10 protein-coding genes are annotated in these 13,763 nt (G+C 40.9%); 5 read left to right on the plus strand and 5 right to left on the minus strand.

The features are described from left to right. Window positions 1–7: 7 nt before the first annotated feature. Window positions 8–808: a hypothetical protein gene (locus tag B0O44_RS16705; RefSeq protein ID WP_110832967.1), complete on the plus strand. Its 801-nt coding sequence runs from the start codon at window positions 8–10 to the stop codon at window positions 806–808. A gap of 313 nt (window positions 809–1,121) precedes the next feature. On the opposite strand, the gene B0O44_RS16710 is transcribed toward B0O44_RS16705, so the two are convergent. Together B0O44_RS16710 and B0O44_RS16715 are read right to left on the minus strand one after the other, a co-directional pair. Further along, entirely contained in the window at window positions 1,122–1,541 is a 420-nt protein-coding gene (locus B0O44_RS16710) for a hypothetical protein (protein ID WP_110832969.1), read from the minus strand. A gap of 312 nt (window positions 1,542–1,853) precedes the next feature. After that, window positions 1,854–2,738, minus strand: a complete 885-nt coding sequence (locus tag B0O44_RS16715) for an AraC family transcriptional regulator (RefSeq protein ID WP_146229861.1) — start codon at window positions 2,736–2,738, stop codon at window positions 1,854–1,856. 107 nt (window positions 2,739–2,845) lie between these two features. Between B0O44_RS16715 and B0O44_RS16720 the strand changes: the two genes are divergently transcribed. After that, complete coding sequence (locus tag B0O44_RS16720; protein WP_110832973.1) at window positions 2,846–3,973, plus strand: acyltransferase family protein; 1,128 nt, start codon at window positions 2,846–2,848, stop codon at window positions 3,971–3,973. Continuing rightward, entirely contained in the window at window positions 3,966–4,628 is a 663-nt protein-coding gene (locus B0O44_RS16725) for an HAD family hydrolase (RefSeq protein ID WP_110832975.1), read from the plus strand. The genes B0O44_RS16720 and B0O44_RS16725 overlap by 8 nt, the downstream gene beginning before the upstream one ends. On the opposite strand, the gene B0O44_RS16730 is transcribed toward B0O44_RS16725, so the two are convergent. The 3 genes from B0O44_RS16730 to B0O44_RS16740 all read right to left on the minus strand — a co-directional run bounded on the left by B0O44_RS16730 (window position 4,615) and on the right by B0O44_RS16740 (window position 9,803). Beyond that, window positions 4,615–6,987, minus strand: a complete 2,373-nt coding sequence (locus tag B0O44_RS16730; protein ID WP_110832977.1) for an ABC transporter permease — start codon at window positions 6,985–6,987, stop codon at window positions 4,615–4,617. The two genes, B0O44_RS16725 and B0O44_RS16730, sit on opposite strands and share 14 nt — an antisense overlap. Before the next feature lie 164 nt (window positions 6,988–7,151). Beyond that, window positions 7,152–8,819 (minus strand): sensor histidine kinase, encoded by a 1,668-nt coding sequence (locus B0O44_RS16735; protein WP_170123362.1) that lies wholly within the window; start codon window positions 8,817–8,819, stop codon window positions 7,152–7,154. A 351-nt stretch (window positions 8,820–9,170) separates the two neighbouring features. Further along, a complete protein-coding gene (locus tag B0O44_RS16740; RefSeq protein WP_110832982.1) occupies window positions 9,171–9,803 on the minus strand; it encodes a response regulator transcription factor in 633 nt (210 codons plus the stop codon). Window positions 9,804–10,405: 602 nt separating this feature from the next. On the opposite strand from B0O44_RS16740, the gene B0O44_RS16745 reads away from it, so the two are divergent. Both B0O44_RS16745 and B0O44_RS16750 read left to right on the plus strand, forming a co-directional pair. Beyond that, the gene (locus B0O44_RS16745) at window positions 10,406–10,624 is read left to right on the plus strand and encodes a hypothetical protein (RefSeq protein WP_110832984.1); all 219 of its coding nucleotides are present in this window, start codon (window positions 10,406–10,408) and stop codon (window positions 10,622–10,624) included. A gap of 242 nt (window positions 10,625–10,866) precedes the next feature. Next, window positions 10,867–13,763: DUF11 domain-containing protein (locus tag B0O44_RS16750; RefSeq protein ID WP_146229862.1), on the plus strand; the 2,897-nt coding region annotated here is incomplete at its 3' end.

Genomic DNA, 13,763 nt, shown 5'->3' on the forward strand with positions numbered 1-13,763 from the left:
ACCGATTATGAAACAGTTCTTAAAATATTTTATTATAACGCTTTTAATAGCCACCGGATTATCAGCCTGCCAAAAAGGGGAACTTGTACAGCCTGATCTTACAACTCCTGTATCTTTAACTTTACAGGGCTTTATACTTGACGATACATTGGAATTTGTCGTAAAAGATAAATTGATCTGCACCGCCATTGACAATAGTTTCATCATGAAAGGGGGAAGTCTTTTTACAGCAGGTACCCAAATGATGATCCGTAAAAAAAAGGATGGCAAACAAGTGGGGCAGTTTAAAATAGTTGCGGCACCGTATGAACAAACAAAAAAGATTTTTTATGATGGTACCGCCATTACCGATAAAATTGTACTCCATCCTGTGTCCAGTCCTGAAAATATGGGCTTCAAGATCAGGTTTCAAACGACCTTTATCGATTTTTACGGTGGCCCGGTGGACATTCAACTCTATGACCAGGCCGTTGATAACAGTACTTTTGATTTTACACTAACTCCGGTTCACCTCATTAGCAATGTTAAGGCTTCTTTTAGTGGTTTTGTGGAAATACCGGTACCGGCCAACACGGATGCAATCACGCATAATTTAGTTTTTAAAGTGTTTAAAACAGGCACCACCGAACTACCTTATACCCGCACGGATAACCTGAGCATTAGTGACCCGGAAAATAATTACGGAATCCTGGAGTACATCAAGGGAAGCAGCCAGCTTTTGACCATTAGTCCTGTATTGTACCAGAACAGCGGCAAACCGAACTCTGTTGGCGATGGGTATACGATTGTTACTTTAACTTCGCAATAAAGGGGAATATCTTCTGCTAACCCGGTCAAGTAAATAAAATGACTTGACCGGGTTTTTTTATTAATTGATTCGGTGATAACCTAACATGGTCAGACTGGATTTTGCAATTGGTCGAGGACTGAAATGTAACATAAAGTGTCCCTGCCTGATTAGAACACTTTACGCTGTTGCTTATTCATCAATAAGGAAAGGAGTACTAAAAAGATAAAGAATCCTTGTTTAACCATAGAAATCTCCCGGTGAGTAACAAAGAATAAAAAGTGTTTACAGAGAACTATTTTTATGAGCTATGATTATGTTTTTCTTACCAGTACTAATCAAAATTATTCACATTGTTCCAATTCACTACGTTAGACTTCTCAAGTGGATGATTAAAAAATGCAGTTATGAGTTCTAAAGAAAGGTATAATGGTAAAAATGAGTTTTCTGGAACATAATTTTCATCGCCTGCATCTATCATTTTAAAATCCTCGTTCCCTTTTGAGGTATACCAGGAATCTCCATCTCTGCTATTGGGTATGTTATTGTCATACCTGAATGATATACTTTCTTTATTAAGAATAGAGAAGTGTAGAATGATGTTGCTTTCATCAGAAATTCTCAATTGAAAATAGCCGGTGTTGGAATATGTTAAATCAACATTATTTAAATTTATAAATAAATCCAACACTTTTTCTTTCTCAATAATTTCATTGTCTATTTTATCCAGAAAGGTGGTACGAATGCTATTCATTGTTCAATCAAAATTTAAATAGTCCAAATTACATTTTTTTGTGTGCGAATAACACACAAGAGACGATTAAACCAGTTTTATAATACAAATATAGTATAGGTTCATTAATACATCTCGAAAACTCAAATAACCTGTTCAACAGAAAGCAATTACTATTTGCAGAGACAATGAACAAAAAAGAGCCATAGAGAAAACGATAGATTAGATGGATAATAGGGTAGAGGAACGATTTTGAGCAGATCTTGCAGAAATTGGTTCGAACTTAGGAAATGGTTCGGAAAAGGCCCTGCCGGGGGGGCTGATTATTGAAATTCAATAGATCATAGATTTCAGCTCTGCCAAATCAGTTTTTTTCATCGATAACCTGTATGCAACAGGTGTCGTTTTTTTGATCTTACGGAAAACCCTATTGTAGTAAGGCACATCGTTAAAGCCCGAAACCAGGCAAATTTCAGCAACAGAAAGGCTTGTTTTTAACAGCATCTGGCAGGAAGCCTCCACCCTGAACTCGGTAAGATGGGTAAAAAAAGATTTACCTGTCATTTTCTTGAAAAACACGCAGAATGAAGAGCGCTGCATGCCCACCGCTTTTGCAATTTCATCCAATGTGATCACCTGCTGGTAGTTGCCCAGTACGTATAGGTGAATTTCCTGAAGTTTCTTCTCTTTTTTATTCTCCTGTATGGGCCGTCCAACTACGTGCATATCCTTAGCATGTGAAATCAATTCCAGAACCCTGAAAAAGGAACCAATCCTTTCAATTTCGCTTTCAGTGATCATCGCCTTCATCAAATTCTGAAGACGTTCCAGGATGGGACCACTAAAGGAAACTGCATTATGGTTGTTGAGCACCTCGGCCACAATGGTACTGAGCTCGGGAAACAGCTCCTTCGCCTTTTTTAAAAAATGATCATCCATGACAATGGTGATGTTTTCTATCTTTCCCTGGTCATCATGATTGTTCTGTTCAAAGGACCAGCAGTGTGGAATATTGGGTGGAATAAGAATAACCTCACCTTTGTTAAAATTCTCCAATACATTTCCAATAATCCTTGCTCCACTGCCCGTGATGATATAAGACAATTCCCAGGTTTCCTGCTGATGTAAAGGCACCTGTTGGTCCCACCTGATGTGTACATGATCAAAGTGAAAAGGATTTTTACTGATTCTTGGATAATATTTTATGTTTTTCGTCACAAAACCAAACTGAAGTTGTAAAACTAACAATATAAGACAAGAATAAAAAAATATACAACAAACTAGGCGGCCAACAGGCTCCTATTTTTGCATTAAAATACTGTATAATGAATTTTTCTGCTAGCCAATTGGCCACAAAACCACATTACCCCATTTTAGATGGCCTAAGGGGTGTAGCGGCCGTCATGGTCGTATTCTTCCATATTTTTGAGATTTTCTCTGGCGGGGACCATACCAAACAGTTCATCAACCATGGTTATCTGGCGGTTGATTTTTTCTTTCTGTTATCGGGATTTGTTATCGGACATGCCTATAATGACCGCTGGGGGCAAATGTCTCTTAAACAATTTTTCAAGCGCAGGTTGATCCGTCTGCATCCAATGATTATTATGGGAATGACCATTGGAGCGCTTTGTTTTTATTTCAGTGCTTCACAGAAGCTCTTTCCGCTGGTCGCTGATACCTCGTTTTGGAAACTTGGGATAGTGATGTTGCTGGGCTATCTGCTCCTGCCCGTTACCATTCCCATGGACATTAGGGGCTGGCAGGAAATGTACCCGTTGAACGGGCCTGCATGGTCTTTGTTCTTTGAATACATCGCCAATTTAGTCTATGCCTTAGTCCTCAGAAAGGCATCCACAAAAGTACTTGCGGTATTGACTTTTCTGAGTGCGGCTTGGTTGATTTATTACACAGTCACCTCAACAGGTGGAGATGTGATCGGGGGCTGGTCCATCAATGCAGAACAGTTAAAAATAGGATTTACCCGGTTGGCCTTCCCATTTTTGGCAGGGCTCTTACTCCATAAAATATTCAGCCCCATCAAGCTATCAAATGCTTTCTTTTGGTGCAGTATACTGGTTATTGCCATTCTCTCGGTGCCAAGAATTGGCGGTCATCATTATTTATGGCAGAACGGCATCTATGACGCCACAGCGATCATCATCCTATTTCCATTAGTGGTGTACCTGGGCGCCAGTGGATCAATCAAAAACAAGATTACCAAAAAATGCTGCACTTTTCTGGGTGAACTTTCGTACCCGGTCTATATGGTACATTTCCCAATCACCTATGTCTTTTACGCTTGGGTAGTAAACAATAATGTCCCCCTGGAACAGGCCTGGCCAATCGGGCTAATGGTTTTTGTAGTTTCCATTGCACTGGCTTACCTGTGCCTTAAACTGTATGACATGCCCCTAAGGAAATGGCTCATAAAAAGGGGGATCCATGATTAACCACAGCACTTTTAAATGTATCCTGTTCAATTGTGACAATGTACTGGTCGACACGGAAACGGTATTTGTGTCGGTACTTATGGATATGGCAGGTACTTATGGGGTTGAAATGGAAGCTGAAGAAGCATTAAAACTTTTTTGTGGCAGAAAGATAGGGGAAGCCATAGAGATTCTGGAAAAGCTATGCCCACAAAAGCTTCCGGCCGATTTTGAGCATGCCCTGGGAAGCAAACTACACGATGAATTCAGACTGGGAATTGCTCCTGTTGAAGGTGCAGCGCAGTTTCTGACTGCTTTAAAGCTTCCTTACTGTATTGCCTCCGGCAGTACAAGGGAAAAGATATGGTTGAGTCTTAAGTTGACTAAGCTAGACAAGTTCTTCAAACAGGAGCATATTTTTAGCTGTTGCGACATGGATAACTCGAGCACATTGCCAGCTATTTTTCTACATGCAGCCCAAAGAATGGGCTATTTTCCAGAGCAGTGCGCAGTTATTGAAAGCAGTATCGCAGGTATAAATGCGGCTGTGGCTGGTGGGTTTAGGGTCTTTGGTCTGGGTAACGGGATGAACACAGAAGCGCTGGAGCAGCAGGGGGCTACTGTATTCGAATCCATTTCTGAACTCCCAATGCTTTTGGGGCTTACTCATATTTAAGGGCTTCCACAGGCTTCGCTTTTGCGGCCTTAAAGGCTTGAAAACTAATCGTTAAAAATGCAATCACTGCAGTTCCAATTATCGCTGTGAGCACGATGGATAAGGAGATATTGGTATGGAATTCAAACTTCATCAGCCACCTGTTCATCAGATAATAAGCCACCGGCACACTAATAAAAGCAGCCACAAAGACCATTTTCAGAAAAGATAAAGAAATCAGGTTCATAATATTCGCAACAGATGCACCCAGCACACGTCGTACGCCGAATTCTTTGGTTCGCTGCTCTGCACTATAAGCCACAAGTCCATACAATCCCATGCAGGAAATTAATATGGCGATGCCACCAAACAAATTGGCCAGTATGCCCAGGATCTTTTCTGACTGTAATTTTGTGGCGTATAATTCATTCACCATTTTTACCTCAACAGGATATTCTGGATTGATGCTTTTTGTCACCTGCGAAATAAGCTCGATGTTTTTACTCAAACTATTGGCCGGATTCAAACGCATGTTGATGTTGCCGCCATGATTTTTACTAAAATTAACGATCATGGGTTTTCCGGAGCGATAAGGGGATTCCCAAAGGAAATCATTAAACACTCCGATAATCTTTAGTTTGTTGTCAAAGAGCGTCACTGATTTGCCCACCGGATCTTTCAATTTCATCATACGTACCGCGCTGCTGCTTAACAAAACACCAGCCGTATCTGAAGCAAATTCCCTCGAGAAATCGCGTCCGGCCAGTATTTGTATACCGCTGGTTTTCGCTAAGTCATAGGCTGCCTGTAGTCTGTTGAATACAATTTCTTCCCCCTGTTTTTCCATATCCGGCCATTTTAAGCCATAGAACCAATTGCTCACACGGGTTAGGCTTTGCGATGTCTGGCCTGCTGAAAGGACGGCACCTGTTCTGAGCAACTGATCTTTGAACAGTTCAAATTTCCCATTCAGTTCTCCGTTCTGGGGCATTTCTGCGAGCAAAGTGGCATTATAACCCACTGGTTTGTTTTTTATAAATTGTATTTGTTTGTAAATGACCAGTGTCGCAATGATCAGCACGATCGAAAAGCAGAACTGGCCAACCACCAATGCCTGCCTTAAGTTAAATGGAAGCAGCCTGGACCTTGTTGTTTTCTTTTTTAAAATTTGAATAGGGTTGAACGAAGACAGGAACAGTGCTGGATAAATTCCAGCCATAAGACCTGTAAGCAGAGCGACCGATAGAATGCCCAGCCAGTAGCTCATGTTACTGTATTTAATCCCGATTTCTATTTGAAGCAAATTATTGAACAGGGGTAAACTGGCCTCCACAACAATCATCGCAATCAGCACGGCAACGATCGTGAGTATCATCGCTTCGGTTAGGAACTGTGAAATTAGGGAGCCTCTTGTTGCACCGATTGTTTTTTTGATGCCCACCTCCTTAGCCCTGCGCTCTGATTTGGCGGTGGTCATGTTCATAAAATTGATGCAGGCAATGAGCAAAATACCAAGTGCCAAAGCGATAAAAAGATAAATCTGTTCAATATCCCCACCTATACTTTTACCGTTTAAGAATTTACCATACAGATGCGTATCTGCAAAAGGAAATAAGAAGTTTTCATTTTTTTGTTTGGTATAGTTTTCATTGAACAGCTTTTTAACCTTGGAGTTGATCAAATCTAACTTGTTGTTGTCAGTTACTTTTGCAATGGCGAGAAAACTGAAATTTCCCCAACCCGGATTTCTGGCCTCATCATCAATGGTCTGATAGAACGACCAGGGCATTAAATAATCAAACCTCAATAAAGTATTGGCGGGCAAATTTTTGATTACACCAGTCACTTTCAGGTCTGTTTTGTTGGCATATTTTACGGTTTTGTCCAATACATTGGTTGTGCCAAACAACAACATGGCCGTCTTTTCTGTAAGTACCACAGCATTTGGTGTATTCAGCGCGATGTCCGGATTACCGGTAATAAACTCATAGCTGAATATTTTCAGGATTTCCGGGTCGGCAAAGAGATCTACCTTTTTAAAACTACTTTGTTGGTTTGCAATGAGGGTTTCATTTCCACCGGCAATACGGGTAATGGCATCTACTTCGGGGATTTTGTTTCTGATGGCCATGGCAATTCCATTGCCGGGCGAGCCTCCGGTACTGGTGATTTTTCCGGATGCATCCTGAAAGTTGGTCATCACCTGATAAATCTTGTCCGCATCTTTATACTGACGGTCAAAATTCCACTGGTAATTAACGTATAGCAGCAGCAACAGGCAGGCAGATAAACCAACGGCCAGCCCGATGATGTTAATAATTGAAGAAGTTTTGTTTTTCCAAAGATTACGTAATGCTATTTTAAAATTGAGTCTGATCATTATTCGAAATCTAAAGTTTAACCAATACCGGTCATCAATTGATAAATTTTATGCCATCCTTGTTTTTTATTGTAAGTAGCTGAAATATAGCTGTTTCTCTTTATTGAGCGAATGGAGTATTGTTCATTATTGAACAAAATTTGTACAGTTATGGACAGCAGTCATTACGCTGAGGCCAATGGAATGGATATGGTGATTTCGGTGCCTTTGGTGTCTGAATGTATGTTGGTTTTTCCATTTAAGGATTGGACCCGGCGGCGGATGGACTGCAAACCCATGGCCGATTTTCCATTTCCGGATGTTTTTTCATCTAAACCTATCCCATCATCGTTGATGGTCAATAGCAGGTCATCTTCTTCCTCATAAATCAGCACACCTACATTTTTTGCTTTGGCATGTTTGATGATATTGGTAATGGCCTCCTGAATGATACGGAGCAGTGCAATCCGCGTATCTGTGCCCACATTCACCAAAGAATTATCGTCAATATGAATGGTTTTGTGGTACCGGCTATTGGGCAGGGAATTGTCTGTAAGTAGTTTGATCTGATTTTCAAAGGATTGTTCCAGTTGTTCATCCGCAGTACTGAACCATTCATGGCTTTTGTTGCGGGCGGCTTTATAGGCCTTTTCCGTTTCTATCTGGAGTATACCCAGTTTGTTTTTTAAGGCCGTATCGTCGATATCCATTAATATTATTTCTAACTGGTGCCTAATGGAGGCAATGGACGAGGAAAGACCATCATGGAGGTCCTGGCCAAGCCGTTGTTGTTCTTCCCTTACGGCCTGGTGTTTAGCCTCTTCCATGGCAATGATTTGCATATTGGCGACGTTATTGAGTACTTCAATCTGCTCTTTTGCTTTCCTGCTCCGATAAAGCATCATCAGGTAAACGCTCAGTAAAAGAACAACGGCGGCAATAGAAATGAGTACCAGCCAGGTGGTTCCTCTTGCATTTTTTTTACTTAATAACTTGTTGTCATCTTGTATGGCATTGTATTTTACATAGTCGCTGATGAATTTTCTTGACTTTTCCCAATCTATCGACATGGCCATTTCCAGTTCAAGATGGACTTTGATGATCTCGTTTTTATCACCGAGTTGATTCGCAACTTCTAGAGCATTATTTAAAATATAGATTTCCAGGGACCTGTCTCCGCTTTTCAGGGCCACCTGGTGGGCCTGGTAAAAATAATCAAGTGCCTTTTTACGCTGCGTCTCGTAAATTCCGGTCATCAGAAAGAGTGCATTGATCTCCAGATTGGAGTTCCCGATAGCCCTGCAATCTGCTATCAATTGCCTGACCAGGGGCAGTGCTTTTGACTTCTGGCCATTTAAAATTAATAAACGCGCTTGCCAAAGCCGGGTGAAAATTAACATACGCTCGTCTTTGTACCGATTTGCAATTTCAGCGGATTTGCTGAGGTAGTAGTTGATGCTGTCTGCCGGAAGGTCCGCGTTCCGGTTACAATAGCTCATATAGACCTCGGACATAATGCTGTCCTTTTTTAGCTTTTTCCCTATTTGCATGGCCTTTTGCAACAGCGATATGATCTTTGTCCTTTCGGAAATGCCCTTATTCAGAACTTCAACCATATCTAGATAAACCCGGATCACTTGCTCTGCATCTCCTGATTTTTGGTAATGTGGTAATACTTTACCAAGCAAATCCAGCGATTCTGCATATAATCCTTTCTTAAAAAAAGTATAAGCAATCAATTGATCTGCATCGGTTTGCCCTTTCTGATAATTTAAACTGGTTGCCATACGCTTGGCCTTTATTCCATAGTAAAAACAACTGTCCAGGTTTCTGCTGCGATAAAGTGTTCCCAAGCGGTTTAAACTGTTAATGAGGCCAACACTATCTTTGATAAAAGGTAACCCATGTAGTTCCTGCTCGATTCGCCCGGTTTGGCCCTGGACAAAGTGGCTACAAAGACAAAAAAATACAGCTAAAAAGAAACAAGATAGAGGTTTTAAGGTTTGGTTGATGGCGATGAAAACCGATTGTTGCAGGGCAGGTTTTGCTGAAGCTATCGAATTCTTTTTATACATTTTTTTGACTTGACCTATGGTCATTTGATTGATAATGAGCAGAAAAATAAGCCGGTAAAATATAAAATGCCCGAAAATAACTGAAATTTATTTTTTATTCGCCCGTCATACGGATTTTTCAAACCAGGTTTAGATGAGTTCATATTTACGTGCATACAACAACAGCTCTGTAATGGAATTTACATTTATTTTTGACATCATTTTTCGCCGGTGTGCCACAATGGTGTGCTTACTAAGGTGTGCTTTCTCGGCGGTGTGGGCAATGGACAATCCCTGCGCAAAATGCTGTAAAATTTCCAGTTCCCGGGCAGTAAATGGTATTTTTACGGTATGGTCTGTCTGCTCAACAATATCGCTGATGATCGGACAGATGTAAGGATTCCCCTGGCCAATGGTCGCCATACACTGGAGTATGGTTTCAAATCCGGACGATTTTGAGATAAATCCATGAGGCTTATAATCCAGAATGTTCGTCACTGTTTTAGGGCTTATGGTAGAACTCATTATAATAACCATGGTTTGCCGGTTCAGACGCTTAACCTCATTGATGAGCGTTAAACTGGTTTCATTTTTCAGATAATAATCTAAAAACAGGTAAATAGGTGTTTTCGGATGTTTTATGAGAAAGTGGGTTAACTCTTTTTTATCATTTAGGGTGTGAACAGCACTAAAAAGATCCAGTCTTTCTATAAGTGCCGAAAAAGAATCGGCAAATAAAAGATGGTCGTCAAGGACAATGGCAATGGTATCGGTTTTTTTCATAAATCCGCCTAATGTAGCAAAAGTATGGGATTACCTTTATTATAGTTGTCCCTTAACTACAGGTACATATTCATTTATAGCTAATTAATGCTATTTACAGATTAAACAATAGCATTTTTTTGTGATGACCAGCGCCCGGATAAATTTGGCTTGAACTTAGGCGGGTGAGGGGCCTGTTTGACAATCTGATCTATGTATCAAGGCTTTTGACCATTTTCTGTTTTTCCTGATCAGAACACTATATCTTATTTCCGGTAGGACGCTCTGGTTCTCTGAATTTAAATAGCAAATTATTGCTATTTGACTAAATAGTATAGCATGATGTTGCTGTATTGGCCAATCGGCTCTTTCAATTGTTAAAATGTAGTTTTTTTTTACATAAAATTGAGCCCATAACAAATTTAAAAAGTATTAACGCACAACATCTTATTTATGAAAAACACCAATTGAACTGCTGCTTGCGCTCTACAATCTGATCAGTACAAAGACTAAAACCATTTAAACTAAGTGACACTTGATTGCAGGACGGAAACCTTTGAAACGGATTCGCACGAAAGAAGGAATGGAAGTCGATTCTACATTTATTTTTTATCTATTGTAAAATGCATTTGACTATAAAAAATGCGGAGTATGTACACGTTACCCCGGCTTCGGAGGTGTTTCATTTGGATGTTCACATTGATGGGCTGGAAATAGAAGATATACTCGTCCATATTGACATTGTTAAGGCGATTAAATATTACGGGATGACCGAGCTGTTGGACACCATAGGAGAAGAACATCTGAAGTCACATCTGGAATGTCTTAAAGTTCGGCTCTAGCGGTGTCATTAGGTTAGATCCAATTCGAATCTGTGAAATCTTAATGAAAGGCATATTATGAAGTTAAAATCAGCACCCTAATTGATCGGAATGACAACATTATAGGCCCTAAAGAAGAGGGCCTTAAGGTATTCAAAAATACGTACACCCCAGACTATAATGACCATTAGTGACCTTCAAAAAAAGGTCACATGGGAAAGTCATGGACATCATAATCTACTTATAAGGAGAAAAATTATCGCATGAAACATTTTACTAAATTTTATTATTTCTCATCATTATTGATCTGCTTGTTGTTTGCAGCCCAATCAAGTTATGCTGATGGATCGAAAGATTTGTATCCTGGAGGAAATGGCGGAAGGGCCAAACTCAGATCAAGTACTGCATCTTCAGCTTCTTATCCTTTTGCCAGTTTAAATACACATTATGTTTATGTAAAAGCTGGAGAGACCATTACCATGGCAAGTAGCGTAATGGGGCTTGGCAATGCAAGGATAAAACTGACAAAACCCGACGGAACAACTACCAGTTATTCGGGCGCAACAGGTTTTATCAGTAACCGGATTAATGAACTTGCAGGTCCAAGATTGCCTGGGGTATCGGGAGGAAATTATTATGATGCCATTTTGTATCCCGTTCCTGTAGGGGGGGATGGAATTTACAGTGTCGATTTTGTTCCGCCAGCAGGGGAGACGGGTACGAATACCAATGGAAGGGAAAACAGTGGTGTTTTGGCAACCGCAAATTGGAAAGCTGCGGCCAGTACTGATGTGGTGATTGCGGCTTGGGACGTGTCTGTATATGGTTCCAATAATACCCTGATACCCGGCCGGGTGTATTCTAACGTACTCAACCTTGATATCTACAGTGATTTCACTGCACCAATGACCTATTATGGAAAAATGTATGTGCTCACTAAAGATGGATATATTTATAAGGTTGACAACAACGGGAACAACGGGATTAGTTTTGAGTTTTTCGTAAACAGTAATGGTTTTGTTAATACCGATGGAGAGCCGATATATAAAAGCTTAAATACCACCACAGGTATTTCATCGCAAATTAAGGACCCACGGACAGCAGATAATACAACGAGTGTAACCCATAAGATGTTTTATACGCTTCCCGCGAGTGATTTACCACAAAGTGCGTCGGGAGCAGTACCTGGAGGTACGGGTACAACCTGGCTTAAAAATCCGCGGCTGGTTCCTAAGGTTTCTGATTTAAAATTATTTGGTGTAGAAGGAACAGAAGGGCAGGTAAGTAACAAGGGGGGGAATATAAAATTCAGTGCCAATCTTTCTGGCCGTTTTATCATTGAGATCAGCCCGGTTGCTCCTGCCAACTTTCCAAAAAGAACCATTACTGGTTTTGCAAGTGTTGGAACCAATTCCATTAAATGGGATGGAAAAGATGGTTTGGGTAACCCGCTTCCATCGGGGAGCTCGCCCGCTAAATTAACCGTTAAGCTTCAGGGTGCTGAAGTCCATTTTCCATATTTTGATATGGAAATCAATCCGAATGGGATTAAATTAGAGTTATTAAATGTAGGACTTGATGCTGTAGAATCAGATATTGTGTATTGGGATGATACAGACATCACCCTTACCTCGGGGGCCAATAATTCACCTTCAAGTCCGATCAATGCCAGCCAAACGGCTATTCCTGGTGGAACTTCAAGTAATATTAATGGGCACAAATGGGGCAATAATACAAGTCCGACTTCCGGAACCTTTGGTGACAACAGGTCTATGGATACCTGGACCTTTGTTTTGGGGGCCGAAGAAACTTTAAGTACGGTAATTTCCACTAAAGTAGCCGATTTAAAAGTCAATAGTATTACTCCAAGTGCGTCTACAGTAGGGGCTAATGGAAACATCACCTATACGGTCGAGGTTCAAAATAGCGACGGTTCTGCGGCCTATAGCGATGTAACCAATGCGCCTTTCTCTTTTAATGTTCCTGCGGGAATGGAAATCGTGTCTGCAACTTATGTATCCGATTGTGGCACAGAAAGTAGTGGGGCTATTTCTGCTGATAAATTACATTACAACTCTGCATTAAACCTGACAAATGGATGTAAAGGAACCTATACGATTGTAACCAAAGCTGTAAGCGTTGCTTCCGGAAAAATAACCGTTGAAGCGACCATTATGCGGCCAAATGATGTGAATGATCCGGATGCCACTAACCCCGATCCAAATGTAGTACCTACAGACCCTCATTTAGAATGCAAAAATGGAACCGCTACTGAAAGCTGTAATAATATTAAGTACAATAACGTAGTTACGCTCATTAATAAAATTACAGCCGTTAAATCTATTGTTGGCAATCCGGTCACGGTAAAACCTGGTGACGTTTTGACCTATAACATTATTTTAACAAATACGGATGCACTTCCAAAAACAGGGGTAACAGCCAGTGACGTCGTTCCGTCGACCTTAATAGCTATTTCAGCGATTGACAATGGCGGTATCGCAACGGGCAATACGATCAACTGGACAAACTTAACTGTTCCGGCCAGTGGTACTTTAACCTTAAGCTTTAAAGCTACGGTAGCCGCTAGCCTGCCAGCAGGTACCACCTCGATTAAAAATACGGCTTCGGTGGTGGATCCAATTGATCCGACTACGCCGATTACCCCGGTGGTTGAAAAACCAACCGAAGGGAAAATTACGGCAGTTAAATCTATTGCCGGTGACCCTACAACGGTGAAACCTGGTGATGTGTTAACCTATACTATTACTTTAACCAATAGTTTTGGCACTGCAAAAACAGGGGTTACCGCAAGTGATAATGTACCAAGTACTTTAACTGGTATCACGGCCATCGACAATGGCGGTATCGCAACGGGCAATACGATCAACTGGGCAAACTTAACTGTTCCGGCCAGTGGTACTTTAACCTTAAGTTTCAAAGCAACGGTAGCCGCTAGCTTGCCGGCGGGTACAACCTCGATTAAAAATACAGCTTCAGTGGTGGATCCAATTGATCCAACCACACCGATTACCCCGGTGGTTGAAAAACCAACCGAAGGGAAAATTACGGCAGTAAAATCTATTGCCGGTGACCCTGTAACAGTAAAACCTGGTGATGTATTGACTTACAACATCGTATTGACCAATAGTTTTGGTACTGC

Origin of the sequence: Pedobacter nutrimenti (genome assembly GCF_003208655.1) — a bacterium.
In the GTDB taxonomy this organism is placed as follows: domain Bacteria; phylum Bacteroidota; class Bacteroidia; order Sphingobacteriales; family Sphingobacteriaceae; genus Pedobacter; species Pedobacter nutrimenti.